This window comes from Burkholderia dolosa, assembly GCF_902499135.1.
Taxonomy (GTDB): domain Bacteria; phylum Pseudomonadota; class Gammaproteobacteria; order Burkholderiales; family Burkholderiaceae; genus Burkholderia; species Burkholderia dolosa.
Map to the genome: position 1 here is coordinate 13529 of NZ_CABVPR010000015.1, position 26377 is coordinate 39905.

26 protein-coding genes are annotated in these 26377 nt (G+C 67.1%); 16 read left to right on the forward strand and 10 right to left on the reverse strand.

Features of this window, described 5'->3' with window-relative positions:
• Positions 1-42 precede the first annotated feature (42 nt).
• Positions 43-1221 (forward strand): acetyl-CoA C-acyltransferase, encoded by a 1179-nt coding sequence (locus BUB20358_RS09320; RefSeq protein ID WP_006764133.1) that lies wholly within the window; start codon positions 43-45, stop codon positions 1219-1221.
• 250 nt (positions 1222-1471) lie between these two features.
• The gene (locus BUB20358_RS09325) at positions 1472-2872 is read left to right on the forward strand and encodes a GGDEF domain-containing protein (protein ID WP_045552429.1); all 1401 of its coding nucleotides are present in this window, start codon (positions 1472-1474) and stop codon (positions 2870-2872) included.
• A gap of 96 nt (positions 2873-2968) precedes the next feature.
• Here the strand turns inward: BUB20358_RS09325 and BUB20358_RS09330 are convergent, their stop codons facing one another.
• The 4 genes from BUB20358_RS09330 to BUB20358_RS09345 all read right to left on the reverse strand — a co-directional run bounded on the left by BUB20358_RS09330 (position 2969) and on the right by BUB20358_RS09345 (position 8132).
• Positions 2969-5113 carry a glucosidase family protein gene (locus tag BUB20358_RS09330; RefSeq protein WP_006764135.1) on the reverse strand — a complete coding sequence of 715 codons (2145 nt, stop codon included), beginning with the start codon at positions 5111-5113 and terminating at the stop codon, positions 2969-2971.
• Positions 5114-5183: 70 nt separating this feature from the next.
• Positions 5184-5393 (reverse strand): hypothetical protein, encoded by a 210-nt coding sequence (locus tag BUB20358_RS09335; protein ID WP_123806832.1) that lies wholly within the window; start codon positions 5391-5393, stop codon positions 5184-5186.
• Positions 5394-5989: 596 nt separating this feature from the next.
• Positions 5990-6862, reverse strand: a complete 873-nt coding sequence (locus BUB20358_RS09340) for a DUF4232 domain-containing protein (protein ID WP_123806833.1) — start codon at positions 6860-6862, stop codon at positions 5990-5992.
• Between the two features lie 46 nt (positions 6863-6908).
• Complete coding sequence (locus BUB20358_RS09345; RefSeq protein WP_006764136.1) at positions 6909-8132, reverse strand: leucine-rich repeat domain-containing protein; 1224 nt, start codon at positions 8130-8132, stop codon at positions 6909-6911.
• A 988-nt stretch (positions 8133-9120) separates the two neighbouring features.
• Between BUB20358_RS09345 and BUB20358_RS09350 the strand changes: the two genes are divergently transcribed.
• The 4 genes from BUB20358_RS09350 to BUB20358_RS09365 all read left to right on the forward strand — a co-directional run bounded on the left by BUB20358_RS09350 (position 9121) and on the right by BUB20358_RS09365 (position 11757).
• Positions 9121-9435 carry a Dabb family protein gene (locus tag BUB20358_RS09350; protein WP_006764137.1) on the forward strand — a complete coding sequence of 105 codons (315 nt, stop codon included), beginning with the start codon at positions 9121-9123 and terminating at the stop codon, positions 9433-9435.
• On the forward strand, positions 9432-9911 hold the full coding sequence (locus BUB20358_RS09355; protein ID WP_006764138.1) for a PaaI family thioesterase: 480 nt from the start codon (positions 9432-9434) through the stop codon (positions 9909-9911). Before BUB20358_RS09350 ends, BUB20358_RS09355 begins: the two co-directional genes overlap by 4 nt.
• A gap of 411 nt (positions 9912-10322) precedes the next feature.
• Positions 10323-11282 carry an alpha/beta hydrolase gene (locus BUB20358_RS09360; protein WP_006764139.1) on the forward strand — a complete coding sequence of 320 codons (960 nt, stop codon included), beginning with the start codon at positions 10323-10325 and terminating at the stop codon, positions 11280-11282.
• A gap of 34 nt (positions 11283-11316) precedes the next feature.
• Positions 11317-11757 (forward strand): GNAT family N-acetyltransferase, encoded by a 441-nt coding sequence (locus tag BUB20358_RS09365; protein WP_006764140.1) that lies wholly within the window; start codon positions 11317-11319, stop codon positions 11755-11757.
• A gap of 16 nt (positions 11758-11773) precedes the next feature.
• On the opposite strand, the gene BUB20358_RS09370 is transcribed toward BUB20358_RS09365, so the two are convergent.
• Both BUB20358_RS09370 and ygfZ read right to left on the reverse strand, forming a co-directional pair.
• Positions 11774-12619 (reverse strand): NRDE family protein, encoded by an 846-nt coding sequence (locus BUB20358_RS09370; protein WP_006764141.1) that lies wholly within the window; start codon positions 12617-12619, stop codon positions 11774-11776.
• Positions 12620-12693: 74 nt separating this feature from the next.
• On the reverse strand, positions 12694-13728 hold the full coding sequence (gene ygfZ, locus BUB20358_RS09375; protein ID WP_006764143.1) for a CAF17-like 4Fe-4S cluster assembly/insertion protein YgfZ: 1035 nt from the start codon (positions 13726-13728) through the stop codon (positions 12694-12696).
• A gap of 77 nt (positions 13729-13805) precedes the next feature.
• On the opposite strand from ygfZ, the gene mltG reads away from it, so the two are divergent.
• The 9 genes from mltG (at position 13806) to BUB20358_RS09420 (ending at position 22436) form a co-directional block, all read left to right on the forward strand.
• Positions 13806-14825: an endolytic transglycosylase MltG gene (gene mltG / locus BUB20358_RS09380; protein ID WP_035972228.1), complete on the forward strand. Its 1020-nt coding sequence runs from the start codon at positions 13806-13808 to the stop codon at positions 14823-14825.
• Positions 14825-15445 (forward strand): dTMP kinase, encoded by a 621-nt coding sequence (gene tmk, locus BUB20358_RS09385; RefSeq protein WP_006764144.1) that lies wholly within the window; start codon positions 14825-14827, stop codon positions 15443-15445. The genes mltG and tmk overlap by 1 nt, the downstream gene beginning before the upstream one ends.
• A gap of 18 nt (positions 15446-15463) precedes the next feature.
• Positions 15464-16492, forward strand: coding sequence for a DNA polymerase III subunit delta' (locus BUB20358_RS09390; RefSeq protein ID WP_006764145.1), 1029 nt, complete (start codon positions 15464-15466; stop codon positions 16490-16492).
• Positions 16493-16626: 134 nt separating this feature from the next.
• Complete coding sequence (locus BUB20358_RS09395; protein WP_006764146.1) at positions 16627-17406, forward strand: TatD family hydrolase; 780 nt, start codon at positions 16627-16629, stop codon at positions 17404-17406.
• A 42-nt stretch (positions 17407-17448) separates the two neighbouring features.
• Positions 17449-18150 carry an ankyrin repeat domain-containing protein gene (locus tag BUB20358_RS09400; RefSeq protein ID WP_006764147.1) on the forward strand — a complete coding sequence of 234 codons (702 nt, stop codon included), beginning with the start codon at positions 17449-17451 and terminating at the stop codon, positions 18148-18150.
• Between the two features lie 130 nt (positions 18151-18280).
• Positions 18281-18637: a Rap1a/Tai family immunity protein gene (locus tag BUB20358_RS09405; protein WP_006755340.1), complete on the forward strand. Its 357-nt coding sequence runs from the start codon at positions 18281-18283 to the stop codon at positions 18635-18637.
• A gap of 93 nt (positions 18638-18730) precedes the next feature.
• Positions 18731-19903, forward strand: coding sequence for a mechanosensitive ion channel family protein (locus tag BUB20358_RS09410; RefSeq protein WP_006764149.1), 1173 nt, complete (start codon positions 18731-18733; stop codon positions 19901-19903).
• Between the two features lie 27 nt (positions 19904-19930).
• A complete protein-coding gene (locus tag BUB20358_RS09415) occupies positions 19931-21112 on the forward strand; it encodes an AAA family ATPase (protein ID WP_006764150.1) in 1182 nt (393 codons plus the stop codon).
• Between the two features lie 259 nt (positions 21113-21371).
• Positions 21372-22436 (forward strand): glycosyltransferase family 4 protein, encoded by a 1065-nt coding sequence (locus BUB20358_RS09420; protein ID WP_035972229.1) that lies wholly within the window; start codon positions 21372-21374, stop codon positions 22434-22436.
• A 93-nt stretch (positions 22437-22529) separates the two neighbouring features.
• On the opposite strand, the gene BUB20358_RS09425 is transcribed toward BUB20358_RS09420, so the two are convergent.
• The 3 genes from BUB20358_RS09425 to BUB20358_RS09435 form a co-directional block, all read right to left on the reverse strand.
• Complete coding sequence (locus tag BUB20358_RS09425; RefSeq protein ID WP_006764152.1) at positions 22530-23117, reverse strand: BPSL1445 family SYLF domain-containing lipoprotein; 588 nt, start codon at positions 23115-23117, stop codon at positions 22530-22532.
• Between the two features lie 229 nt (positions 23118-23346).
• Entirely contained in the window at positions 23347-23796 is a 450-nt protein-coding gene (locus tag BUB20358_RS09430) for a hypothetical protein (RefSeq protein ID WP_035972231.1), read from the reverse strand.
• 316 nt (positions 23797-24112) lie between these two features.
• Complete coding sequence (locus tag BUB20358_RS09435; RefSeq protein WP_035972233.1) at positions 24113-24403, reverse strand: PsiF family protein; 291 nt, start codon at positions 24401-24403, stop codon at positions 24113-24115.
• Positions 24404-24688: 285 nt separating this feature from the next.
• Here BUB20358_RS09435 and BUB20358_RS09440 point away from each other — a divergent pair, with 285 nt between their 5' ends.
• The gene (locus BUB20358_RS09440) at positions 24689-25711 is read left to right on the forward strand and encodes an asparaginase (protein WP_035972235.1); all 1023 of its coding nucleotides are present in this window, start codon (positions 24689-24691) and stop codon (positions 25709-25711) included.
• 90 nt (positions 25712-25801) lie between these two features.
• On the opposite strand, the gene lysM is transcribed toward BUB20358_RS09440, so the two are convergent.
• Entirely contained in the window at positions 25802-26272 is a 471-nt protein-coding gene (gene lysM / locus BUB20358_RS09445) for a peptidoglycan-binding protein LysM (protein WP_006764156.1), read from the reverse strand.
• Positions 26273-26377 lie beyond the last annotated feature (105 nt).

Consider the following 26377-nt stretch of genomic DNA (forward strand, 5'->3'; position numbering starts at 1 on the left):
CCGTTCGATTCAGGACATCCGGCAGGACCGAAGGAGACTCGCATGACCGAAGCCGTAATCGTATCGACCGCCCGCACGCCGCTCGCGAAGTCGTGGCGCGGCGCCTTCAACATGACGCACGGCGCGACGCTCGGCGGCCACGTGGTCGCCGCGGCGCTCGAGCGTGCGAAGCTCGACCCCGCGCAGGTCGAGGACGTGATCGTCGGCTGCGCGAACCCCGAAGGCGCGACCGGCGGCAATATCGCGCGGCAGATCGCGTTGCGCGCCGGGTTGCCGGTCACCGTGCCGGGGATGACGGTGAACCGCTTCTGCTCGTCCGGCTTGCAGACCGTCGCGCTCGCCGCGCAGCGGATCATCGCCGGCGAAGGCGACGTGTACGTCGCGGGCGGCGTCGAGTCGATCTCGTGCGTGCAGAACGAGATGAACCGGCACATGGCGTACGAAGGCTGGCTGCTCGAACACAAGCCCGAAATCTACTGGACGATGCTGCAGACGGCCGAGAACGTCGCGAAGCGCTACGGGATCGCGAAGGAGCGGCAGGACGAGTACGGCGTGCAGTCGCAGCTGAAGGCTGCGGCCGCGCAAGAAGCCGGCCGCTTTCGCGACGAGATCGTGCCGATCACCGTGCGTGCCGGCGTCGCGGACAACGCGACCGGGCGGCTGTTCACGAAGGAAGTGACGGTGTCGGCCGACGAAGGCATTCGGCCCGACACGACCCTCGACGGCGTATCGAAGATCCGGCCGGCGCTGCCCGGCGGCGTGATCACCGCGGGCAACGCGAGCCAGTTCTCGGACGGCGCGGCCGCGTGCGTGGTGATGAGCGCGAAGCGCGCGCAGCAGGAAGGGCTGCAGCCGCTCGGCGTATTCCGCGGCTTCGCGGTCGCGGGCTGCGAGCCCGACGAAATGGGAATCGGGCCGGTGTTCGCGGTGCCGAAGCTGCTGAAGCAGGCGGGGCTGAGCGTCGACGACATCGGGTTGTGGGAGCTGAACGAAGCGTTCGCGGTGCAGGTGCTGTACTGCCGCGACACGCTCGGGATTCCCGACGAGCGGCTGAACGTGAACGGCGGCGCGATCGCGGTCGGTCATCCGTACGGCGTGTCCGGCACGCGGCTGACCGGTCACGCGCTGATCGAAGGCAAGCGGCGCGGCGTGAAATACGCGGTCGTGACGATGTGTATCGGCGGCGGACAGGGCGCGGCCGGGCTGTTCGAAATCGTCTGATCTTTGCGCGGGCGGCGCGCAACGCCCGCGCCGCAGCACGCAGAACGACGACGACGCTGCCGTTTCCCCTCACTTGTCAAACGAATCGCCCCACCTATACTTGCTCTGACATCGGGCTTTCGGCAAGACGGGGCCGCCGCGCGCACGCTGCCGAGGCGCGACGCGCGTGTCCGGCAGCCGGCGCAGCGCCTCATCGCGCATTCCGGCGCCGCGAGCGTTCGAACCACGCAGCAGACCGATCGGGGACCGAATGAGTACGACCTATGCCGCCGGGGAACCGCCGCGCGTCGTCAGCGCGGCCGCGAAGCTCTACGCGAAATGCCTGCTGATCGGATTCGCGTTGCTGCCTGCCTATCTGATCGCCTATCTGTGGTTCTTCAGCGATCCACGCACGCTGTTCGAGAACCATACCTTCCATGAATTCGCAATCGCCGCCGCGACGCTCGAGGGCGCGTTCGTCACGTATGTGACGTGGGTCTGCTACCGGTCGTCCGGCGAGCCGCTGCTGCGCTGGCTCACGCTCGGGTTTCTCGGCTTCGCGATGATCTATGCGCTGCACGGAATGTTCACCGGCATGGCGCACCACAACATCTGGCTGTTTCTGCTGTACGGCCCCGCGTCGCGGTTCGTGATGTCGGTGCTGCTGTTCACGGGGCTGCTGTCGTATTCGCGGCCGCCCGATCGCGCCGACAAACGCACGAGCGCACGCACGTGGGTGCCGTGGATCGTGCTGTTCGTTATCGTCGACGTGGCGGTCGCGTACATCGCGTATTCGCCGGTCGCGGGTGCGCTCGGCACGCGGCTGTCGATGGAAGGCGGCGCGCTCGTGTTTTCGCTGCTCAACGTCGCGCTGATGCTCGCGCGGCGGATCCGCTCGCCGCTGATGGTGATCTACGGCGTGTCGATCATGGCGTTCGCGCTGTCGTCGTTCGCGTTCATCCTCGGCAAGCCGTGGAATCACATGTGGTGGCTCGCGCATGCGATCTTCGCCGGCGGCTTTTTTCTGCTGAGCTACGGCGTCGTGCAGGCGCTGCAGACCACGCGCTCGTTCTCGGCGATCTACAGCCAGCAGGATCTGATGAGCCGGCTCGCCGAATCGATGGCGCGCACCGAGAGCGCGCTGCAGGAACTGCGCCGCACGAACCAGAAGCTCGAATACATGGCCGCGACCGATCCGATGACCGGCGCGTCGAACCGCCGCCAGTTCATCGCGCAGGTCGAGCGCGAGATCGTGCGCGCCGAACGCGACGGCACGCCGTTCTGCCTGCTCGCACTCGATCTCGACAACTTCAAGCACATCAACGACGCGTACGGACACCAGATCGGCGACGAGGTGCTGCGCGGCGTCGTGCGTCAGTGTCTCGAAGCGATCCGGCCGGCCGGCGGCCTTGCGCGCGTCGGCGGCGAGGAATTCATGGCGCTGCTGCCGGAGATGCCGCTCGAAGGCGCACGGATGACCGCCGAGCGCGTGCGCTCGTCGATCGCGAGCGCGCCGTTCGGCCTCGATTTCAAGCGCGTGCAGGTGACCGTCAGCGTCGGCGTCGCGCAGTACGGCGTCGACGGCAGCACCGTCGATGCATTGCTGCGCGTCGTCGACGAGCGGCTGTATCAGGCGAAGCGGGAAGGGCGCAATCGCGTGGTCGCGCACTGACGGCATTACGCCGTTACGTGCGGCAGGCGCGCCGCCGCCGACGTCGCCCGGCCTGCGCGCAGCGCGAGCGGCCGGGCGCTCGCGCTGCGGTTGCAACTATCGCGACGCGACGGCCGTCGCGCGCTGCGGCTGCGTGTCGGGCGTCGACTGCGACGCCTGCCACCAGTACTTGCCCGCACGCAGTTGCGGATCGCGGATCGCGAGATACGTCGTGCTCCACAGCTGCGCGGCGTTCGCCTCGGTCGCATCCGCGCTGCGCGTGCCGAACGCGTCGGCCTGGTATTGACCGTTCACGTACGACCACGTCCACATCTCGGACGTGCGCATGTCGCGTCCGTTCGAGATCACCTGCCAGACGGTTTGCCGCGCCTGCGACAGCAGCGAGCGCGTGGCGGCCGACAGGTCCTGACGCGCGAGCTGGCGATCGAGCCCGGCGACCCACATCGCCTGCTGCCACGACCAGATCACCGTGCCGTGATACGCGGAACTCGTGAACTTCGGCCACAGCGCCTGGCTCGCATAGGCCGGGTTCGCGATCAGCATCCCGACATCGGTGACGAGCCCGGTCGGGAACGGCCGCGTGACGTCGGCGACGATCCGTTGCAGTTCGTCATCCGGCGGCGTACCGAACAACAGCGCGAAGCCGCCGTCCGAATTCATCACCGGGATCGGGTTGCCCTGCGCGTCGAGCGACAGCGCGTAGAACGTCAGCGGCGCGGTCGGCGCCGCGCCGGCCGGCACGCCGGCAGACGGCGCATAGGCGGCCACGTCGGCAGCCGCCTGCGCGGCCGGCACGCTCACCTGGAACAGCGGCGGCGCCTGCTGCTCCCACGTCGCCGCTTCGGCTGCCGTGTTCGCGAGCGTCGCGCGCTGGCCGGCATCGAGGTACGGATCGAGCAGCCCGCGCGCGAGGAACGCGTTCGCCGCGCGCAGCGCGGCCGGCACGAGCACCGCATTCACGTCGTACGGGTAGACGCCGCCGCCGAGCCCGTCGGTACTGTCGCGCCAGTTGCCGACGATTTCGCCGGGCCGCAGCCGGATCAGGTTCGCGACCGACGGCTGCTGCGCGAACGGCTGCGCGGTCGTCGCGACGTGCAGCAGATTGACGACGAGTCGGCTGCCGTTGGTGCGGCCGTCGCTGCCGCGTTGCGCGAGATACTCGGCCGCGCGCGCCTGACCGCGCGGATCGTCGATCAGCCACGCGGCCGCGATCGGCGCGAGCAGGTAATCGCTGTCGATCATCTTGTAGTCGTAGGTGGGCGACGCGTCGTTCGACCGTCCGTTCTTCTGGTTGTCGATCAGCGCGAATTCGCCGATGCCTTCTTCGTGCGCGACCTTGCCGTCGTCCGACAGCCGGCTCAGCACCGACGACAGGCCGGCCTCGATCGCCGCCGGCTGGAGCACCGGCATCAGCATGCGGACCGAAATCAGCGTGTCGCGGCCGAAGTACGTGTCGTATTGCCACGAGCCCGCGAGCAGCTTGTCGTGGAAGCTCAGGAATTCGAGCACGTTCTGGCTGACCGGGTCGGGATTCACGGACGGCGCGAACAGATCGGCGTGCGTGATCGGCGCGAGCGGCATCTCGCCCGTCAACGCGTCGACGTGCAGCTTCAGCGTGCGCGAGCCCGCCGGCGCACGCAGCACGAGCTTGCCGCCGGCAGCCGATGCGATGGTGCCGCCGTCGCGCAGCGTGATGCGCAGTGCATAGCCGGGGGCGCCGTCGACGCGATCGCGCTGCCATTGCACGGTGCTGCCCTGGACTGCCGGCGCGGTGACGATCTGCTGCGGAATCGTCGCGTTGCCGTTGAAGTCGCGCAGGAAGCGCACGTTGCTGAGCAGGCCCTGACGGATCGTCAGCGTGTCGGTGTCGACCGACACGTCCGCGCCGATTCCGTACAGCGGCCGGCCGTGCGGGTCGGGCGCCGACAGCGCGGACGGCGGCGTGTCGAGATTCCAGTTCACCGGCTGCGCGGTGTCGTCGAACCACACGCCGGTGCCGCTGTTGCCGGCCGGAAACACGACGAGCAGGCGCGGCTTCGTCGACGAGCGCACCAGCAGGTGCGCGGCGACCTGATCCTGCCGAAAGAACGCGTTGATCTGGCCGCCGGTGTCCATCCGGAACGACAGCGCGGTACTCGACGACGGCGGCGTGGCGGTCGATTTGACGTCGTCGTCGTTGCACGCGGCAAGCAGGCCGGCGCTGACGAGCGCGACACACAGCGACTTCGCAAAGCGATGCATGTTGATGACCCTCCTGATGACTGCGGTTTTTATCGGAATGTTCTAATGCGCGGATATCGGCTTCGTATCGTTATGGAATGCGGCTATTCGGACGAATTTGCGGTGTCGGTTGCAACGCGGCGCGCGGATTGATGAATTGAGCGGCAGATAATCGGGCGATCGATAAATACCGAAAAGGAATGAAACGAAACGGCAGTGCGTCGCCGCGATGCAGGACCAGTCGCTGGAGAACGCCTCCTTTCCTTATGAACGGAACGATGGTTTCATGGCGCGAAGACATGAAATGCGAGTCGTCGTACGCGATTCTAGTTTTCTGTAAAAGTGGGCGTCAATCGTGATCGGCGCTTTTCTATTGAATTTAATTGCCGGTGCCGTTGCAATTATTACTGCGGCGATAGGTAAAATATGCGAATTAATGGGCGGGACGAGACGAAATAGGAATACGCGCGGAATAGGTGGCCGAGAAAATCGCTTGTTCGGCAATTGATGCCGGACATACGTTCGATATCCGTATTCATTTCCTGTCGTTATCGGGCAACGCCGACATGCGTTGCAAAGGCGGTGCGCGAACACGAGCAACGTATGTTCCCGACTGTCGCTGCGGCGCCCGCGAACCGAATGCTGCACTCGTGCGAACCGCCAGGTTTGTTCGGCCTGCTACCACGGCCTGCGGGCCGCGCGCCATGCACATCGACGCAGCAAAAAACGCGCATCGTCGTCGCAAGCCGACGCAGGCAACGATTCGATACGCGCATTGTCGCGGCAAGCCGCTGCCGCCGGCCCCGATCGTCCGGTTCAATCGCGAATCCCGTCGACGCGACCTATCGCGCCAACGCCGACCCGGACGTGGCAACGAACAGCAATACGGTCCCGGCGCTACTGCAGAAACGCGTGCAACGTCGACATCGCAGCAACGGGCGTGACTGTGACCGCGCAGTTCGCGTAAGGGAACGAGAGTGTATGCAGCCACGTTGTCGAACCGGGCAACGCGACCTTGACCGTCAGCGAGGACGGCGGATCGCACGCGGACGCGGTCTCGATACCGAACCACGCCGATCGGTTCGCGGCGGAAAGCGTCACCGGGAGCGGTGTGCCCGTCATCTGCGCGAAATAGGTATTGCCGGAATAGACGGCGAGCGAAGGGCGAGGGCGGCCGCTGACGTCGGAGACGGCTATCGCTGGATATCCGCTTATCCGGCATCTGGACGATCCGTGATATCGGAACAGCCAGGCGGAAAATTGATGAGACATGCCGGCGTCGCCGGCATGTGCATCGACGATGGAAACGTCCGCAGACGTGCATGGAGGTGCCGGATCTTCGATGCCGGCTTGCAGGTCTTCGAGGTCTTTCAGGCGTTGATCGATTGCGTCGGCCAGACATCGCGCGAGCCCGGCTTGATCGCTCGGGCAGTTATTGGCGGTCTGCGCGAAGGCGGCTTGCTGTGCGTTCAGCGTCGCGCGCCACGCCGGCTGCAATTGCGGCATCAGTCGTTGCGCGAGTGTATCGATACGCTTTAGCGTGCCAAGAATCTCGGGGCGGGGACACACGGCCTTCGCGAATCGGCCCGCGGCGATCGTGTCGGCGTTGGCAAGCGCCGGGCCGTCGGCAGCGCCGCAATGCGGCGTAATCCGCTCGACCGACGGTTGACCCGGCGTCGCGTCGGCGCCCACAGCGGATCCCTGGAACAGAAGCGTCAGCGCCAATGCCGAGAGACTACACACGCTAGTGCCGATAGCGATGGGTTTCATGGTTTGCCGGCTGGTGGGTTCGATTGAACGCAATGATAAAGGACGCTCACTGGCGCGCCCCGGTCGCGGTACCCGGACAGCCCAGTGGTGCCAGAGGGATCGTCGCGTAGGCCGAATAAAGCGCCGGGAAATTGGCGATGTTCGTGCTTGCCTCGACGTTGACGGGCACCACTGTTTGACCGCTGGCGATCTTCCAGACGATCTTGTCCGTGTCGTACATCCGCGTCGGGCCGCCGTGAGCCGGATTCGGGCCGGTGATATGCAGATTCTTTTGCCCGCTTCCCAGCTTGAACTGCTTCCATAGATCGCTCAGCCGCATCTCGGCCCGCTCGTATACGGTCGTCGCGCACTGCAGGGTCGGCGTCTGGTTCGCCAGTTGCAGTTGTTCGAGGGTGTGGTCGCGCTGAACCAGCGCGATCAGCGGCGAAAGATCGGTGATGCGATTGCCGTCCAGGTTCAGACTGATCAATTGCTGCAGATCCGCAAGCGGCGAGAGATCCTGAATGCGATTGCCGGCAAGAGAAAGGTTTTGAAGCTGGGCAAGCGGCTTCAGTATGGATAGATCCCACATTCCGACGCCGTCGAGCGACAGGTTTTCGAGCGTGGAGATCTTCGACAGCGGCGACAGGTCCGATATCGCGTTCGAGCTGAGAAACAGCTCCGAGAGCGGGAGCGCCGCGAGTGCGGATATGTCGGTGATCGCATTGCTCGAAAGATCGAGCGACGCCAATTGCGCAAGGTTCGCGACGAGCGGACGGATGTCGCTGATCTTGTTGCGTGCCAGCGACAAGAGCCGAAGGTTGGGCAGATGGGTGAGACTGTCGAGGCTCGCGTTCGTGACGCGGTTGTTGTCCGCCAGCAGCTCGTGCAGGCTCGTCATGCCCGACAGCGGCGTGAAATCGGAGACACGGTTGTTGCCGATATCGAGTATGCCGAGGCTGGATGCGCACTGGATACCGCTCAGATCGGATATCAGCCATCCGCCGTTTTCGGAGAGGTCGAGCGCGAAAGGAAGATTGTGAGCGAGTTCGTCCGGTGTCAGCGGCGTACCCAGTGCCTTGTCGGGCACGATGAACGTATCGAGCGCGTTCAGCAGGTGCCGGTCTCGAATGTCCGCATAGACCACACCGTCTTGCGTGTAAGTCGGGCACACAGGTGCCGACGATGCAGCGTGCTTCGCGCGCTCGGACGGTTGCGCGTCGGACGTGACGGGGCCGCACAGCAGCGTGAGCGCGGTGACGGCCGGCAAGCAGAAAGCAAGGGCTTTCATGCGCGATCCTCTACTTTAAATCGCGAATATCGCGATTCCGATGGTGGGTCGCTGAAATCGTGGCCGGCGTAATCCGACGTGCCAGTCGCGGATTCGGCGTGCGGAACGGGTCGTGCAAAAACAATTCAGCTGATGCGGCATGACGCGCGAAAATGCCGCGTCGGCAAACATTTTCCGGCACTGACAAATGCGCGCGGCATCCGACGCGGGACTCAACTACAAGAATCGGGCAGCGCAGTCCGCCGTGCTGTACCAAGACACGCTTTCATTTCCGTCCTGGCTAATACGAGCGGCCGGCGTCTGGTGTCTCATGCTCGGACGGCTAACGCGGTCCGAGCATTAATGGCAACCAGGATGCCGCTACGAGCGAATACCGAGGCACAAAATACGCGTAGCCCGATAAAGATAAGAACACGAAAAACCATCGTTCCAAACTATAGAAACTGACAGTTACCTTCCTGCATGATCGGGAATAGTGATAGTGCTTCTTATCGACGCTGTGGGCTTGAACGACCAGCCAAAGTTCGTCGCGTGTCCGGCGAATTTCACATCGAGACAGTGCCCATTCAGCACCCGGCCGACGCGGGCCAAGGGCGTCGCGCGCAACGCGTTGATCGTCTTCGGTTGGGATGATTCGGCGCAGCCCGTCGGACTGTTCTGATGTCTGATGCCAGCGCGGAGGATCGCGCCGGCATCCGAGCGGCGGTTATCGGCCAACGTGGACGGACCTCGAGATACAGTCCATTGCCGTCGGCAAGTTTGGTACGCTTGTCGCCTGCTTTCGCTCGTCGGATCCGGACTTCCGTACGCGACACGGAAAAAGCCGCTATCGTCGCTGGAAGTTCAAAGCCTGCGCGTTTGGATACCCGCTTTTCTCGGCTTGGCGCGATTTCCGACGAGCGTGAGCGAACGATGAAAGGGCGGCCGGCGGCCGACTGGCAAGGGTGCCAGGCCAATCGCCGAACCGCCACGGACAGGAGCGAACGAAGTGATCAGACATATCGTCATGTGGAAGTTGAAGGAATCGGCGGAAGGCGCGACGCGCGCGCAGAACGCGCTGAAGCTCAAGGAAAAGCTCGAAGGCTGCCGCGACATCGTGCCGGGCATCCTGCAGCTCGACGTCGGCGTCGCGACGCCGGGCCTCGAAGCGACGTCCGACGTCGTGCTCGTATCCGATTTCGCGGATCGCGCGGCGCTCGACGCGTACCAGGTGCATCCGGTTCACCAGGAAGTGAAGAAGTTCGTCGTCAACGTGGTCGAATCGCGCCAGTGCGTCGACTATCTGGTCGACGGCCCGCGATGAGCGACACGGCATCCCGGACGGACGGTCCGTCGATCGAAAGCCCGTTCGTCGATCTGCTCGGCGTGCAGCTCGTGTCCGCGAAAGACGGCGCGAGCGAGATCGCGCTGGCGCTCGAAGAGCGGCACATGAACACGTGGAGCATCGCGCACGGCGGCGTGACGATGACGCTCGCCGACATCGCGCTCGCGATGGCCGCGCGCAGCCTGACCGACGACGGCGTCGGCGTCGTCACCGTCGAGATGAAGGTGAACTTCATGCAGCCGGGGCGTGGCGAGCTGCGCGCGTACGGGCGCGTAATGCATCGCTCGACGACGATGGCGTATTGCGAAGGCGAAGTGCGCGACAGCGACGGCAACTTCGTCGCGAAGGCGCTCGGCACGTTCAAGTACATGCGGCGGCTCGCGGTCGGCCGCGACATCAAGCGGCAACGCACGCGCACGGCGCCGGACGTGCAGCCCGGTCCGAGCGACGCGTAAGCGCGCAAGGGCGCGGCGCTGTCCGGTAGCGGCAGGGCCGCTTCGCTCGACGACACGCGCCCGCGTCTTCTTGCGGAACGATCGCCTCGTGCGGCCACGGCGCGGCCGCGCCGCTCGCGGATCGGGCGCGGATCCTGCACTCGCAGCCGACGATACCGCGCTTCACCGCGTTCGAGCACGCCGACGCGCGGGCGCCCGCGCTCGCCGGCCGGGCGAACTCGTCGCGACGCAGCCGCTGCATGACGGCGAGACGATCGCGTACGGGCTCGAACGAACGCGGCCGCCGGAAGCGTTTCTCCGGCTGCCAAGGGGCCGCAATTCCGCAAGCAGCGCGTCCAGCCCGTCCGACGCGGACATGGCATCATGTGACGCTTGATCGTTCACGGCGCCGTGTGTGCGCCGTCTTCACCGATGCCGCTGAATCCGAAGATTGCCCAGGTGCTCGACATGATCGAGCGCGCAAAACGTCCGTCCTATCACCACCAGACGCCGCAGCAGGCGCGTGCCGCATACGAGAAGAGCGCGCCGATTCTCGACGTGGCGCCCGCGCCGATGCACGCGGTCGACGAATGCGTGGTGCCGACGCGCGACGGCCGCACGATCGGCGCGCGGCTGTACCTGCCGGTCGCGCCGAGCCTCGCGGAGCCGCTGCCGGCGCTCGTCTACTACCACGGCGGCGGCTTCACGGTCGGCAGCGTCGATACGCACGATGCGCTGTGCCGGATGTTCGCGCGCGACGCGCAATGCGCGGTGCTGTCGGTCGGCTACCGGCTCGCGCCGGAGCACAAGTTTCCGACCGCGGTGAACGACGCCGATGACGCATTGCGCTGGCTCCATCGCAACGCGGCGTCGTTCGGAATCGACGCGTCGCGGCTGGCAGTCGGCGGAGACAGCGCCGGCGGCACGCTCGCGACCGTCTGCGCGGTGCTCGCGCGCGACGCGGGCATCCGTCTTGCGCTGCAGATGCTGATCTATCCGGGCGTGACCGGCTACCAGGACACCGAATCGCACGCGCGGCTGGCGAACGGCTATCTGCTGTCGCAGGACACGATCCAGTGGTTTTTCTCGCAATACGTGCGCGATCGGGCCGATCGCGACGACTGGCGCTTCGCGCCGCTCGACGGCACGCGCGGCGCGCCGTCGTTCGCGGGCGTCGCGCCGGCCTGGATCGCGATCGCCGAATACGACCCGCTGAGCGATGAGGGCGCTGCGTACGCGAACAAACTGTGCGCCGCCGGCAATACGGTCACGCTGGTCCGCTATCCGGGAATGATTCACGAATTCTTCAAGATGGGCGGCTACGTGCCGGAAGTGCGCGCCGCCCATGCCGATGCGGTCGCGGCGCTGAAGGCGGCGTTCGACGACGTTTGACGGCGGGCGGCGCCGACGCCGCAGGAGGCGAGCGATGACGGACCGCGTAGTGGAAACGGGCGACTGGGCGACGCTGGGCGGCGATGCCGCGCGCATTCGCGACGCGGTATTCGTGCGCGAGCAGCAGATTCCGCCGGAATGGGCGCTCGACGATGACGACGCGCTGTCGGTGCACGCGGTCGCGTACCGGATCGATCCGGCCACCGGCGCACGCCGCGCGGTGGCGACGGGGCGGCTGCTGCCGTCCGGCACGATCGGCCGCGTCGCGGTGCTGGCCGATGCGCGCGGGCAGGGTATCGGATCGGCCGTGCTCGCCGCGCTGCTGGACGCGGCCCGCCGCCGCGGCGACGCCGTCGTGCGTCTCTACGCGCAGGATTCGGCGGTGCCGTTCTATCTGCGGCACGGCTTTGCGGCGATCGGCGAGCCGTTCGTCGAAGCGGGTGTGCCGCACGTCGAGATGGCGCGCGCGCCGTAAAGCGCGTTGCACGCGTTCAGCGCGGCCGCGTCGCGTCGATATCGAACGTGAACGCGCGCTCGAACGTGCCGGGGCGCACGGTACGGTGCGAGCCGTCGTCGTCGCAGCGTTCCTTGATTTCGACCGTCAGGCGCACGCCTTCCTTCATCGTCACACGCAGCGCGGTCGTGCCGCGCGTGCCGTATTCGGGCGTCTCGATGAACGCGGCCGACAGCGCGCGCTCGCGCTCGATCGGAATGCCGGTGTGCGGCAGCGCGTCGTCGTCGGCGACGTGCGTGTCGCGCATCAGCTCGATCAACTCGTCGAGCGACGGAGTCGGGTTGTCGGTCAGCAGCGTGCCGAGCTCCGCGCGCTTGCGCACCACTTTCGGCCAGGGCGTGTCGAGCCGCGCGTTCGACAGCGCATGCACGCCGGCCGTGACCAGGACAGGCGCCGCGACGCCGGTTTCGCCTTCGGGCGCACGGTTGCAGAACCACGCGAGTTCGCGCCGTTTCCAGTCGCCGACGAGCAGGTTGAAGCCGTTGTAGACGGCCGCATGCTCGGCAAGCTGTTCGAGGTAGGCGAGCGGCGCGACGGGCGTGCCGCCGACGAAATCGGACACGAGCTTGCCGCGCGTCGGCGCGCCTGCGCGGATGTCGAACGGCGCGCGGTAGTTGGTCAGCGCCGCGAAGCGGCCGTCGCGCGATACGCCGAGCCACGTGCCGCCCGCTTCGAGATCGCGGCCGGCCAGCACGCCCGGCACGTCTTCCCACCACGACAGCGGCGCGCTCGTGCGACGGAAGAACTCGTCGCGATTGGCCGTCAGCGTAAAGACGGGACCGGAGGCAGCATCGGGCTGCCAGTCGAAGGCGATCAGGCACATCAGGCGAATCTCGCAGGAAACGTCCGCGACGCCGGCGGCAATGCGCGCCGGTGCGCGAACGGGTTGTCAGCGTGTCATGCTTCCGTCGGCCACGCGTACGGCAGCGCGTCGAACGCGAGCGCCGGACCGTCGGCCGAACCGACGTGCACGGTGCCGCTGTCGAGCGCGGCGAGCTTGATCTCGACCAGCGCGTCGACGCCGCCGCCGGGCGCGGGCGCCGCATTGACGATCATCCCGCACGGCTGGCCCGGATCGTCGCCGTGAAACAGCTCGACGCCGGCGTGCGCGACGTCCGTTTCGCCCGCGACGTGCGCGAGCGCGGTGCGGCGCTTGATCGTTCCGCGGTACTGGCTGCGCGCCACCACTTCCTGGCCCGGGTAGCACCCCTTGCGGAAGTTAACGGCGCCGATCACGTCGAAGTTGACCATCTGCGGCACGAACTGTTCGACCGTCGGCTGCGTGATGCGCGGCTCGCCGGCGCGCACGTCGAGCCAGTCCCACACGGCCGGCGACACGACCGGCAGCGCATCGCCGAGCGCGGCGATGCGCGCGTCGACTTCCGCGCGCGGGCCGATCCACAGATAGCGCTTGCGGCCGGCCGCGTCCGGCACGCGGATCAGCACGCCGGCGGGGCCGTCGACTTTCACGTGCACGCCGTCCGGCAGCGCGTCGAAGATGCGCGACAACGTATCGCGCACGTCGCCCGCGAAGCCGACCACCGCGAGCGCTTCGCTCGCGTCCGTCAGCTTCGCCTTCGCGCGCAGCACGAACATCGACAACCGTTTCTGCACGGCCGCCTGCACGTCCTTCGACACGAGCAGGCGCACGTCGTGGCCGGCGCGCCACGCGAGGAACGACGCGAGCAGCCGGCCTTTCGGCGAGCAGTAGCCGGACAGCCGCGCGCTCGCCGCATCGAGGTGCTCGATGTCGTTGGTCAGCTGGCTGTGCAGGAACGTCGCGGCGTCGTCGCCGGCCACGTCGATCACGCCGAACTGCGGGAGCGGCATGCAGGCGGCCGGCGCGTCGAAATCGGCGGCGGACGGACGGGGAAAAACGGGGAGCGAGGCGGAAGCGGCCTGGGCAGCCGGTGAAACGGACGGTGTGCTCATGGAATGAGGGAACAGTCAACTCTGACTTTGACGGAGGCGAGCAAGTATTATATGGGTCTTACCCAAGTCACGTTTCCATGTCCCTACTGAAGAAATGCGCCGCGGCGATCGCGGTGCTGGCCGTCGTTGTGGCCGCTGCCGGCGCGGGCGGCGGATATTACTGGGCGACCCGGCCGCTGCTGCTCGGCGCGGCGTCGCTGGACGTCACGATCAAGCCGCGCAGCAGCGTGAAGAGCGTCGCGCAGCAGCTGCGGCGCGGCGGCGTGCCGATCCAGCCTTTCGCGTTCGTCGCGATGACGCGCGTGCTCGGGCTGTCGAGCCGGCTCAAGTCCGGCAATTACGAATTCAAGACCGGCGTCACGCCTTACGAAGTGCTGCAGAAAATCGCGCGCGGCGACGTGAACGAGTACGTCGCGACCGTGATCGAGGGCTGGACCTTCAAGCGGATGCGCGCGGAGCTCGACGCGAATCCCGATCTCGCGCACACGACGGCCGGCATGAGCGATGCCGAGCTGCTGCGCGCGATCGGCGCATCGGACAGCGAGATCCGGCGCGGCAGCGGCGAAGGGCTGTTCTTTCCCGACACCTATCTGTTCGACAAGGGCACGAGCGATCTGAACATCTATCGGCGCGCGTACCGGCTGATGCAGACGCGACTCGACGAGGCGTGGGCCGCGCGCGCGCCGGGTCTGCCGTACAAGACGCCTTACGACGCGCTGACGATCGCATCGATCGTCGAAAAGGAAACGGGCCACGCGTCGGACCGCGCGTTCGTCGCGGCGGTGTTCGCGAACCGGCTGCGCATCGGGATGCCGCTGCAGACGGACCCGGCGGTGATCTACGGGCTCGGCGACGCGTACGACGGCCGTCTGCGCAAGCGCGACCTGCAGATCGACACTCCTTACAATACGTACACCCGACGCGGGCTGCCGCCGACGCCGATCGCATTGCCGGGCGTCGCTGCGCTGCAGGCGGCCGTCAATCCGGCGCAGACGAGCGCGCTCTATTTCGTTGCGAAAGGCGACGGCACGAGCGTGTTCTCCGACACGCTCGGCGATCACAACAAGGCCGTGGACAAGTACATACGAGGTCAATGATGGCGAGCGGTAAATTCATCACGTTCGAAGGGATCGACGGCGCGGGAAAGACGACGCACCTGAACTGGTTTTGCGAGCGGCTGCAGCAGAAGCTGGCCGCGGCCGGCCGCCATGTCGTCGTCACGCGCGAGCCGGGCGGCACGCAGCTCGGCGAGACGCTGCGCGACATCGTGCTGAACCAGCCGATGGATCTCGAGACGGAAGCGCTGCTGATGTTCGCCGCGCGCCGCGAGCATCTCGCGCGCGTGATCGAGCCCGCGCTCGCGCGCGGCGACTGGGTCGTGTCCGATCGCTTCACCGACGCGACGTTCGCGTATCAGGGCGGCGGCCGCGGCTTGCCGCGCGACAAGCTCGAAACGCTCGAGCGCTGGGTGCAGGGCGGCTTCCAGCCCGATCTGACGGTGCTGTTCGACGTCGCGCCGCAGGTCGCGAGCGAGCGCCGCGGCGCGGTGCGCGCGCCCGACAAGTTCGAAAGCGAGTCCGACGCGTTTTTCGCGCGCACGCGCGGCGAGTATCTGCGGCGCGCCGAGGAGGCGCCGCACCGCTTCGTGATCGTCGACGCGACGCAGTCGATCGCCGAGATCCGGCAGCAGCTCGAGCGCGTGCTCGCCGCGCTGTAACCCGCGAGGAATGCACCGATGATCTATCCGTGGCAGACCGACGACTGGAACCGCCTGCAGCAGTTGCGCGCGCAATGGCCGCATGCGCTGCTGCTGCACGGTCAGGCCGGAATCGGCAAGCTGCAGTTCGCGCAGCATCTCGCGCAGGGCTTCCTGTGCGAGTCGCCGCAGCCGAACGGCGAGCCGTGCGGCACGTGCGCGGCGTGCACGTGGTTCGCGCAGGGCAATCATCCGGACTACCGGATCGTGCTGCCCGAGGCGCTTGCCGGCGAAGCGCCGGGCGCCGCGGACGACGCGAAGCCGGCCGACGCGGACGACGGCGGCAAGAAGACGCGCGCGCCGAGCAAGGAAATCAAGATCGAGCAGGTGCGCGCGCTGCTCGACTTCTGCGGGGTCGGTTCGCATCGCGGCGGCGCGCGCGTCGTCGTGCTGTATCCGGCGGAGGCGTTGAACGTCGCCGCGTCGAACGCGCTGCTGAAAACGCTCGAGGAGCCGCCGGCCGGCGTCGTGTTCCTGCTGGTGTCGGCGCGCATCGATCGTCTGCTGCCCACCATCGTCAGCCGCTGCCGGCAGTGGCCGATGGCGGTGCCGGCGCCGGACGCGGCCGCCGCGTGGCTCGCCGCGCAACGCGTCGACGACGCGCATGCGCTGCTCGCCGAAGCCGGCGGCGCGCCGCTCGCCGCGCTCGCGCTTGCGAGCGACGAGAACCGCCCGCTGCGCGACTTCACGCTCAATCAGCTTGCGGCCGGCGCCGCGTGCGACGCGTTCGCGTGCGGCGAGACGCTGCAGAAGCTGCCGGTGCCGCTCGTGCTCGGCTGGCTGCAGCGCTGGCTGTACGATCTGCTCGCGCAGCGCATGGCGGGCGCGCCGCGCTATTTTCCCGCGCATGCGGCGGCGCTCGCGCGCTGTGCGGAATCGGTCGACGCGAACGCGTTCGCGCGCTTCATGAAGGCCGTCACGCGGCAGCGCACCGTCGAAAACCATCCGCTGAACGCGCGGCTCGTATTCGAGGAACTGTTTCTCGGATATCGGGAAATGTTCGCGTGAGCCGGCATCGTTTCTCATGCGTTGCGAAACGATGACCGCCTTCCACGTCCGCGCCTCGTGCCGGCCCGCACCGGCCGCCGGCCGACGCACACCGGCGCGCGCATGAGCGCTGCCTCACGTATTCAGGAAACACGATGTTCGTCGACTCTCACTGCCACATCAATTTCAAGGGGCTGGCCGACCGCCTGCCGGCCGTGCTCGAGAACATGCGCGAGCACGACGTCACGCACGCGCTGTGCGTGTCCGTCGACTTCGAGACGCTGCCCGACGTGCTCGCGATCGCGCAGGCGCACGACAACGTCTATGCGTCGGTCGGCGTGCATCCCGATCACGAGGATGCGCGGGAACCGACGCTCGCCGAACTCGTCGAACTCGCCGCGCATCCGAAAGTCGTCGCGATCGGCGAAACGGGCCTCGACTATTACCGTCTCGAAGGCCGGTCGATCGCCGACATGGAGTGGCAGCGCGAACGGTTCCGCACGCACATCCGCGCGGCGACCGCGACGATGAAGCCGCTGATCGTCCATACGCGCGCGTCGTCCGAAGACACGCTGCGGATCATGGCCGAGGAGCGCGCGCACGTGCCGGGCGGCGTGATGCACTGCTTCACCGAGCCGTGGCCGGTTGCCGAGCAGGCGCTCGCGCAGAACTTCCATATCTCGCTGTCGGGCATCGTCACGTTCAAGAACGCGACGGACGTGCAGGACGTCGCACGCCGCGTGCCGCTCGACCGGCTGCTGATCGAGACCGATTCGCCGTACCTCGCGCCGGTGCCGTATCGCGGCAAGCCGAATGAACCTGCGTACGTGAGCCATGTCGGACGCTTTATCGCGTCCGAGCGCGGCATTCCGGTCGAAACGCTTGCCGACGCAACGACACGAAACTTTTTCCGGCTGTTCAAGATCGCGCGCTGAGCACGCGGCGCAGCCGACAACCCAGGGAAGGAGCCCACAACAATGACGACCCAACATCTGTCCGCACGCGCACTCGTCGCCGCCGCGCTCGTCGCGAGCGCCCTGTTCGGCGCCGCCGGCGCGCACGCCGAATCGCTCGACGCGATCGTCAAGGCGGTCAAGTTCGACGACATCGCCGACATCGGCAAGCAGCTGAAGAACGGCCTCGACCCGAACACGCTCGCGCCGAACGGCGATCCGCTGCTCGTGATCGCCGCGCGCGAGAAGTCCGACAAGGTCGCCGCCGCGCTCGCGACCGCGCCGAACGTCGACCTCGAGAAGACCGACAAGGCCGGCGAGAACGCGCTGATGCTCGCGTCGCTGAACGGCGACGTCGGGCTCGTGAAGCTGCTGATCGACAAGGGCGCGGAAGTCAGCAAGAAGGGCTGGGCGCCGCTGCATTACGCGGCGACCAACGGCCACGACGACGTCGTCAAGGTGCTGCTCGACCACGACGCGTATATCGACACCGCGTCGCCGAACGGCACGACGCCGCTGATGATGGCCGCGCGCGGCAACCATGCGTCGACGGTCAACCTGCTGCTCGACCAGGGCGCCGATCCGCAGGTGAAGAACCAGCTCGGGCTCACCGCGCTCGACTTCGCGAAGCACTACAAGGCGCCGGACGCGATCGACATCCTGAGCAAGCGTACCGTGCGCATCGGCGCATCGTCGCCGGCGGATGCGCAAAAGAGTGCAAAATAACGGTTTGGTGCGGCCGGGGAGGTGCGGCAGGGCACGCGGCCGGTCGGGCGACGGCCGGCGAGACGCGTGTCCGGCGCCGCACCGGTCAGCGCAGCAAGCGGTCTCGAACCGCATTGACATAAGGAACACCATGTTGCGGGCTATGTTTTGTGCCGCGGCGTTTGCCGTGCCGTTGTCGGCGGCGGCTTTCACGGGCGCGGATCTCGACCGGCTGTGCGCGAAGACGGACGTCAAGTCGCGGGCGTCGTGCGCAGCCTACATCGAAGGCGCCGCCGACGGCGTCTACAACACCATCGACGCGATCGGCGGCACCACCGGGCCGCGCGTCGGACAGTATTTCTGCCTGCCGCCCGACATCCGGGCGCAGCAGATGACCGACGCGGTGCGCAAGTACATCGCGGAGAACCCGAAGCTGGCCGACTACAACGCGAGTACCGCGGTGTCGCTCGGTCTCGGCAAGGCGTTTCCCTGCAGGGGCGGCAGCTGATCGATGCCGTGTCCGGGCGCATGCGCCGCCCGGACAGCGCCGACGCATTCAGCACGAGGCCTCGCGCCTCATAACGGAAGCATCCGGGCGCCGATGATTTCACTCGAGGAACTGCAGCGCATCGCCGATGCGCCACTTCATTCATGGCTTGGCGCGCTCGCCGTGTCGGTCATCGTCGTCGTCGTCGTGGCGATCGTGCATCGTCTCGGCGCACGCATCGTCAAACGAATCGCGCAGCCGTATCCGCTGATGAGCGTGATCCTGCGCTACATCGACAAGCCGTCGCTCGTCGTGCTCGCGCTGCTCGCGCTCGAATTCGTGTGGCTGCAGGCCGACGACGGCATATCGTTCGTGCGCGGCGTGCGCACGGCGACGGCCGTCGGCTCGATCGTGTCGCTGACGTGGCTGCTCGTGCGGCTCGCGGCGGGCGTCGGCGACGCGATCATCCAGGCGCATCCGATCGATACGGCCGACAACCTGCACGCGCGACGCATTCATACGCAGGCCAAGGTGCTCGTGCGGACGATCATGGTGCTGATCGTGATCATCGGCACGGGCGCCGCGCTGATGACGTTCCCGAACGTGCGGCAGATCGGCGCGAGTCTGCTCGCGTCGGCCGGCGTCGCGGGTCTCGTCGCCGGTATCGCCGCGCGTCCGGTGCTCGGCAACCTGATCGCCGGGCTGCAGATCGCGCTCACGCAGCCGATCCGGCTCGACGACGTCGTCGTGATCCAGGGCGAGTGGGGGCGCATCGAAGAAATCACCGGGTCGTTCGTGTCGGTGCGCCTGTGGGACCAGCGGCGCCTCGTCGTGCCGTTGCAGTGGATCATCGAGAATCCGTTCGCGAACTGGACGCGCAGCAGCTCGCAGATCATCGGCACGGTGTTTCTGTCGGTCGACTACTGCACGCCGCTCGAGCCGCTGCGCGAGGAACTCGCGCGGCTCGTGCACGCGGCGCCGGAATGGGACGGTCGCGTTCAGGTGCTGCAGGTGACCGATGCGACCGAGCGCACGATGCAGCTGCGTGCGCTCGTCAGCGCGGCCGACTCGTCCGCATGCTGGGACCTGCGCTGCCGCGTGCGCGAAGGGCTGATCGCGTATCTGCAGGCGAACTATCCGCAATGCCTGCCGCGTAGCCGGATGGAGCTCTATCCGCACGAAGGAGCGCCCGATGCGCCGAACCCGGAGCGGCCGCATGCGCGACCGCCTGCGGCGAGCACGGCGGCCAATACGGCTGCCGATCCGAAGTCGGCCGAAGGGCGCTGAGCGCACCGCGCACAATCGCTGCCATCCATGACCACCATCGCGCTGAAGACGCTCGCCGTCGCCAATTACCGTTCGCTGCGCGAGCTGATCGTGCCGCTTGCCGCGCTCAACGTCGTCACCGGGCCGAACGGCAGCGGCAAGTCAAGCGTGTACCGCGCGCTGCGGCTGCTCGCCGATACCGCACAGGGCCGCGTGATTCCGTCGCTCGCGCGCGAGGGCGGCTTGCCGTCGACGCTGTGGGCCGGGCCCGAGCGCTTTTCGCGCGCGATGCTGGCCGGCGACGCGCCGGTGACCGGCACGGTGCGCAACCGGCCGGTGAGCCTGAAGCTCGGCTTCGCATGCGGCGATTTCGGCTATGCGATCGATCTCGGGCTGCCGGTGCCGAGCGGCTCGCAGTTCGCGCTCGATCCGGTCGTCAAGCGCGAATGCATCTGGGCCGGCGACGTGCTGCGGCCGTCCGCGCTGCTGGTCGACCGGCACGGCGCGCAGATCCGCACGCGCACCGCGTCCGGCGACTGGCGCACGGTGCCGCAGCCGGTCGCGAGTTTCGACAGCATGATGACCGAATTCGCCGATCCGGTCGGGTCGCCGGAGATGATCGCCGTGCGCGAACGGATTCGCTCGTGGCGCTTCTACGATCATTTCCGCACCGACGCGCAGGCGCCCGCGCGCCAGTCGCAGATCGGCACGCACACGCCGGTGCTGGCCGACGACGGCGCCGATCTCGCCGCCGCGCTGCAGACGATTCGCGAGATCGGCAACGGCGCGGCGCTCGATGCGGCGATCGACGATGCGTTTCCCGGCGCGTCGGTCGTCATCGACCATGCGGGCGGCCGCGGCCGCTTCGACGTGCTGATGCGCCAGCCGGGCCTGTTGCGGCCGCTCGCGGCGGCGGAGTTGTCCGACGGCACGCTGCGCTATCTGCTGCTGGCCGCCGCGCTGCTGACGCCGCGCCCGCCCGCGCTAATGGTGCTGAACGAACCGGAAGCGAGCCTGCATCCCGATCTGCTGCCGGCGCTCGGCCGCCTGATCGCGCAGGCCGCGCGGCGCTCGCAGGTGCTGGTCGTGTCGCATGCGGCGCGGCTCATCGCGACGCTCGAACGCGACGCCGACTGCGAATCGCTGGTGCTCGACAAGCAGCTCGGCGCGACCGCGCTCGTCGATGCCGATACGCGCGACCTGCCGCCGTGGAAATGGCCGTCGCGCTGACCGGCAGGCACGCATGCCCGCGCTTCGGCTATCGCGATCGCTATCGGTTGCGAAGAATCGATTGGTCCCATCTTCGCGCCGGTACGCGGCACACGACGCCGAATGTATCGCGTCTGTAACAACGCCCATAAAATGAAAGACGCCAGGTCCCGCGCATCGGGATCGCGAATAATGACGAAATGTCCGGTCGGCGCGATGCCGGCCCGCTTTGCACGCGACACGGGCGCACCGCGCCCGCACAGCACAGGAGACGAGGATCATGAGAATTGCGCAGATCGCGCCGCTGACCGAATCCGTGCCGCCGAAGCTGTACGGCGGCACGGAGCGCGTCGTGTCGTACATCACCGAGGCGCTCGTCGATCTCGGCCATGACGTGACGCTGTTCGCGAGCGGAGATTCGACGACGCGCGCGAAGCTCGAGCCCGTATGGCCGCGCGCGCTGCGGCTCGACTCGTCGATCCGCGACCGCGTCGCGCCGCACATGCTGCTGATGGAGACGGTCGCGCGTCGGGCAAAAGACTTCGACGTGCTCCATTTCCACATGGATTACTACTCGTTTTCGGTGTTCAACCGTCAGGAAACGCCGTACGTGACGACGCTGCACGGCCGGCTCGATTTGCCCGAGCAGCAGCCGGTGTTCGACACGTTCAACACGGCGCCCGTGATCTCGATTTCGAATTCGCAGCGCCAGCCGCTGCCGCAGGCGAAATGGCTGACCACCGTCTATCACGGGCTGCCCGACACGCTGTATCTGCCGCAGCCGGTCGAGCCGCGCTATCTCGCGTTTCTCGGCCGCATCTCGCCGGAGAAGCGCGTGGACACGGCGATCCGCATCGCGCACCAATGCGGGCTGCCGATCCGGATCGCCGCGAAGATCGACGCGGCCGACGAGGAATACTTCGAACGCGAGATCAAGCCGCTGTTCGCGCTGCCGCACGTCGAATACATCGGCGAGATCGCCGATCACCAGAAGGCCGAGTTCCTGTCCGGCGCGCATGCGCTGCTGTTTCCGATCGACTGGCCCGAGCCGTTCGGTCTGGTGATGATCGAGGCGATGTCGTGCGGCACGCCGGTGATCGCGTTCAATCGCGGTGCGGTGCCGGAGGTGATCGACGAGGGCGTGTCCGGCTTCATCGTCGAGGACGAGATCAGCGCGGTGGCCGCGGTGAACCGGCTCCATCTGCTGCCGCGCGTGCGCGTGCGGCAGCGCTTCGAGGAACGCTTTACGTCGCGCCGGATGGCGCAGCAGTACGTCGACGTCTATCAGTCGGTGATCCGCGCGCAGAAGCGCTCGCGCTTCAAGGTCATCGATTCGACGACGTGACGCGCCGCGCACGCGGATAAAAAAACGGCGATGTCCGCGACGACATCGCCGTTTTGGCATCGCCCGCGCCTGCACGGTGCGGGCGATGCAGCTTCAGATCTTCAGCTTCGTGACCTTCGTGCCATTGATCGACACGTCGCCCATCAGGCCTGCGTTCGTCAGCACGATCACCTGAACCGGCGCGGTCGCGGTATTCGTGTCCACTGCGCCGTTCGCCCCCATCTTCACGAGCGCGACCGACGCGCCGGCGCCGGCGGCCCAGCCGTCCGAGTTGCGGAATTCGTCGAGCGCCTGCTGCGTCATGAACAGGAACACGATCGCCTTCGATTGCGCACCGGCCTGCAGGCCAACCGACAGCGACGACGTGTTGTAGTAGCCGACCGTGCTGCCGCCGACGCGCAGCGCGCCGTTGCCGGTCTGGCCGCCGACGATGAAGCCCGCCTGCAGCACCTCGGGGAAGACCAGCACGCCGCGCGATTTCGCGACGAGTTCACGCGAACCCTTGACCGTCGAATAGAGCCGCGACAGCGTCGCATCGACGCTCGCGTCGATCGCCTGACGCTTCGACGCGTTCGTCGCCGCGTTGTCGGGCTTGTCGGGGGTCGTGGTGCAGCCGGCGAGCGCGAGGCTGCCGACGATGAGCGCGGCGGCGGCTTTCAGCACAAGATTCCGTTTTTGCATCGTTCTTCTCCATCGGATGACGTTTGGAGTGAGTCTCGCTCAAGGAGCGGATCACGTCGGCAGTTATATCACAGCGGATTACAGCTGCTTTTCACCCGAACATGAAAAAGCGTCAAATCGTCTCGGCGTGTCGCGGCGTGCCAACGGACGTACCGGCGCGCAGGCGCCGTCGCGTTGTGCGCGTGGTGCGTCCGGTCACGGAAGGGAAGCGGGGCGGGCGTGTCGCCGGTCAATGCGGAACCGGCGGGACGGGCGGCTTGATCGGCGGCCGGCGCAGCGCGCGGCGGATCAGCGCGATCACGACGCCGCACGCGAACAGGAACGCGGCCGGCACGACCCAGTAGCCGACGAACGCATGCCACAGATAGCTGGCGAGCGTATTGCGGCGCACGCGGTATTCGTCGCGCGCCGCCTGCTGGCGCGGCGCATTCGCAGCGAGCACGTCGGCCGGGCAACCGGCTGCGCGCGCTTCGTCAGGGTCGCCGTGACACTTCGCGGCGGCGCCGGCCGCACGCTGCGCGTCGGTGAGCTGCCAGGTGGTCAGCGCAAGCCGCAGATCGGCGTTGTTATAGGCCATTTCCTCGCGGATCTCGCGTACCGCGACGATCGCGACGGGCACGGCCCAGAACACGATCACGATCAGCCAACGGCGGAACCAGCGGTGTCGTCTCCATGCCATCCATGCCTCCGTTTGACGCGGCACGCGCGTCCGTGTCGAGGGCGGCCCGATGGCGCTTCTTGTACTTGGGTGGGCCGCGTTGCAGCCATCATAGAAGAAAACGCGGCGAATTGCCGCACCCTGTGGCGGCGTTCGCACGTCGGTCGCCAAGAGCGGGGAGGGCCCGCGCGGCCCGTGCCGCGATCGCCCAGCGGCCGTTGTCGACCGGCATGCGCGACGTGTCCGACCGCGCGACACGTCGATGCGCATGCAACGAAAACGACAATGCCGCGCCCGCCGAAGCGGTGCGCGGCATTGTCGTCGGGAGCGCCGAAACTCAGGCGGCCGGCTGGCTGCTCAGGCAGCTCTTCATGAACGCCTTGCGCTCGTCGCCTTTCTTGTCGGCGGCCTGCGTGTTGCACGCCTTCATCTTTTCCTGCTGCGTCATCTTCTTCGCGGGCTTCGCCGACAGGCAGTCCTTCATGAACGCCTTGCGTTCATCGCCCGTTTTGCCGGCTGCCTGCGTGTTGCAGGCCTTCATCTTGTCCTGCTGGCTGTTGGCCGCGAATGCGGGGGAAGCCAGCACGCCGCCGAGCAGCACCGCGGCTACGAGCGATTGGATTTTCATTTCGACACTCCCATGGGTGAATTGCGTATTGTCGACGCCGTTACGCAGCGCATCGCAACCGGATAGGGCCACATCGCGCCGCGTGCTCCGATTATGGCAAATCAATGTGAAAAAGCCAGAACGGCATTCCTATAACGTCACGTGCGACGCCCGCGTTGACCGCGCAAGCGGCCGGACGATCGGGACAAACCATTAGGTATTCGCGAAGTGCGCGCGGCGCGGCCGCGGTCGGCGGTTCGCGCCGAATCGGCCGAACGTTGGCCGCGAGCCATTACAATCGCGGCCATGAATACTCCGAATCCCGCATCTCCTTCTTCCGCGGCGCCGCTGCCGCGCATCGCCGTGCTCGCGACCGGCGGCACGATCGCCGGCGCCGCGCCGGACGCCGCCAGCACGGCCGGCTATCAGGCCGGCGCACTCGGCGTCGGTTTCCTGCTCGACGCGGTGCCGGCGCTCGCGTCGGTCGCTCACATCCACGCCGAACAGATTGCGAGCATCGACAGCAAGGATCTCGCGCTGTCGCTGTGGAACACGCTTGCCGCGCGGATCGACGCACTGATGGCCGACCCGGCGATCGACGGCATCGTGATCACGCACGGCACCGACACGCTCGAGGAAACCGCATATGCGCTGCATCTGGTCGTGAACGGCGACAAGCCGGTCGTGATGACCGCCGCGATGCGGCCGGCGACCGCGTTGTCGTCCGACGGACCGCTCAACCTGCTCAATGCGGTGACGGTCGCTGCGCATCCGGCCGCGCGCGGACAGGGCGTGCTCGTCGCGTTCAACAACCGGATCCACGGCGCACGCGATGTCGTGAAGACGAGCACTTACGCGGTCGACGCATTCCAGTCGCCGGAACTCGGTGCGCTCGGGTGGGTGCAGGATGGCCGCGTCGAGTTCGCGCGCCGCGTCACGCGCTCGCGCGGTGCGCAGCTGACGATCGCGACGGCATGGCCGCCGGTCGAGGTCGTCGCGAGCTACGCGGGCGCGACGCGCACGGCCGTCGATGCGTTCGTCGCAGCGGGCGTGCGCGGGCTCGTCGTCGCAGGCACCGGCAACGGTTCGATCCATGCGGCGCTGCAGGCGGCGCTCGCCGATGCCGCGCACGCCGGGGTCGCCGTCGTCCGTGCGTCGCGTGTCGGTTCCGGGCACGTGATGCACAACGGCGCCGCGAACGACGATGCGCTCGGCTTCGTGAGCGCCGGGTCGCTGAGTCCGTTCAAGGCGCGCGTGCTGCTGATGCTCGCGCTCGCGAACGGCATCGTCGCGCGCGACGCATTGCAGCGCGCATTCGACACGCTGTGATCGGCGTGCACCGATCGCCGGTGCGCACCGCCAATGAAAAATGGCAGGCCTCAGGCCTGCCATTTCGCCAAAACGATTCCGCGCCGATGATCAGGACAGCGGCGGAATCACCAGCTTCTGGCCCGGGTAGATGCGGTCCGGGCTCGACAGCATCGGCTTGTTCGCTTCGAAGATCACCGGATACTTGCTCGCGTCGCCATACACTTCCTTCGCGATCGCCGACAGCGTGTCGCCCGACTTCACGTCGTGATATCGAACTTCGGGATCGTCCGGCTGCAGGTTGTCGTCGTTGACGCTCGCGACACCCTGCACGTTGCCGGCCGCAACCTTGACCTTTGCCTTCGTGTCGAGATCAGCGACGCTGCCCGACAGCGTGACGGTGCGCGATGCGCCGTCGAATGCGACGGTCAGGTTCGACGTGTCGATGCCTTGCGTGTCGATGTAGTGCTTGATTGCGTCGGCCGCGGTCCGGTTCGCGGCATTCGGATCTGCTGCCGCCTGTGCGTCGGCATGACCGAGCACTTTTTCACCCGCCTCTTTGATAAACGAAAGAAGACCCATCGTTGCACTCCTTGGGTGGTTGAAAAGAAAACGCGCCGTGAAGTGGCGAAAAGAACACCGCGCTGGACGCGCGGCACCGAAGGTGAAGCGCAAGCGCGGCGGATT

Coding starts and splice junctions, on each gene's coding strand:
- BUB20358_RS09415 (WP_006764150.1), top strand. CDS start 19,931: ATGACCACCATCGCGCTGAAGACGCTCGCCGTCGCCAATTACCGTTCG.
- BUB20358_RS09440 (WP_035972235.1), top strand. CDS start 24,689: ATGAATACTCCGAATCCCGCATCTCCTTCTTCCGCGGCGCCGCTGCCG.
- ygfZ (WP_006764143.1), bottom strand. CDS start 13,728: ATGAGCACACCGTCCGTTTCACCGGCTGCCCAGGCCGCTTCCGCCTCG.
- lysM (WP_006764156.1), bottom strand. CDS start 26,272: ATGGGTCTTCTTTCGTTTATCAAAGAGGCGGGTGAAAAAGTGCTCGGT.
- tmk (WP_006764144.1), top strand. CDS start 14,825: ATGGCGAGCGGTAAATTCATCACGTTCGAAGGGATCGACGGCGCGGGA.
- BUB20358_RS09410 (WP_006764149.1), top strand. CDS start 18,731: ATGATTTCACTCGAGGAACTGCAGCGCATCGCCGATGCGCCACTTCAT.
- BUB20358_RS09320 (WP_006764133.1), top strand. CDS start 43: ATGACCGAAGCCGTAATCGTATCGACCGCCCGCACGCCGCTCGCGAAG.
- BUB20358_RS09340 (WP_123806833.1), bottom strand. CDS start 6,862: ATGAAACCCATCGCTATCGGCACTAGCGTGTGTAGTCTCTCGGCATTG.
- BUB20358_RS09360 (WP_006764139.1), top strand. CDS start 10,323: ATGCCGCTGAATCCGAAGATTGCCCAGGTGCTCGACATGATCGAGCGC.
- BUB20358_RS09435 (WP_035972233.1), bottom strand. CDS start 24,403: ATGAAAATCCAATCGCTCGTAGCCGCGGTGCTGCTCGGCGGCGTGCTG.
- BUB20358_RS09425 (WP_006764152.1), bottom strand. CDS start 23,117: ATGCAAAAACGGAATCTTGTGCTGAAAGCCGCCGCCGCGCTCATCGTC.
- BUB20358_RS09335 (WP_123806832.1), bottom strand. CDS start 5,393: ATGTCTTCGCGCCATGAAACCATCGTTCCGTTCATAAGGAAAGGAGGC.
- BUB20358_RS09325 (WP_045552429.1), top strand. CDS start 1,472: ATGAGTACGACCTATGCCGCCGGGGAACCGCCGCGCGTCGTCAGCGCG.
- BUB20358_RS09365 (WP_006764140.1), top strand. CDS start 11,317: ATGACGGACCGCGTAGTGGAAACGGGCGACTGGGCGACGCTGGGCGGC.
- BUB20358_RS09395 (WP_006764146.1), top strand. CDS start 16,627: ATGTTCGTCGACTCTCACTGCCACATCAATTTCAAGGGGCTGGCCGAC.
- BUB20358_RS09400 (WP_006764147.1), top strand. CDS start 17,449: ATGACGACCCAACATCTGTCCGCACGCGCACTCGTCGCCGCCGCGCTC.
- BUB20358_RS09370 (WP_006764141.1), bottom strand. CDS start 12,619: ATGTGCCTGATCGCCTTCGACTGGCAGCCCGATGCTGCCTCCGGTCCC.
- mltG (WP_035972228.1), top strand. CDS start 13,806: ATGTCCCTACTGAAGAAATGCGCCGCGGCGATCGCGGTGCTGGCCGTC.
- BUB20358_RS09390 (WP_006764145.1), top strand. CDS start 15,464: ATGATCTATCCGTGGCAGACCGACGACTGGAACCGCCTGCAGCAGTTG.
- BUB20358_RS09345 (WP_006764136.1), bottom strand. CDS start 8,132: ATGAAAGCCCTTGCTTTCTGCTTGCCGGCCGTCACCGCGCTCACGCTG.
- BUB20358_RS09355 (WP_006764138.1), top strand. CDS start 9,432: ATGAGCGACACGGCATCCCGGACGGACGGTCCGTCGATCGAAAGCCCG.
- BUB20358_RS09405 (WP_006755340.1), top strand. CDS start 18,281: ATGTTGCGGGCTATGTTTTGTGCCGCGGCGTTTGCCGTGCCGTTGTCG.
- BUB20358_RS09420 (WP_035972229.1), top strand. CDS start 21,372: ATGAGAATTGCGCAGATCGCGCCGCTGACCGAATCCGTGCCGCCGAAG.
- BUB20358_RS09330 (WP_006764135.1), bottom strand. CDS start 5,113: ATGCATCGCTTTGCGAAGTCGCTGTGTGTCGCGCTCGTCAGCGCCGGC.
- BUB20358_RS09430 (WP_035972231.1), bottom strand. CDS start 23,796: ATGGCATGGAGACGACACCGCTGGTTCCGCCGTTGGCTGATCGTGATC.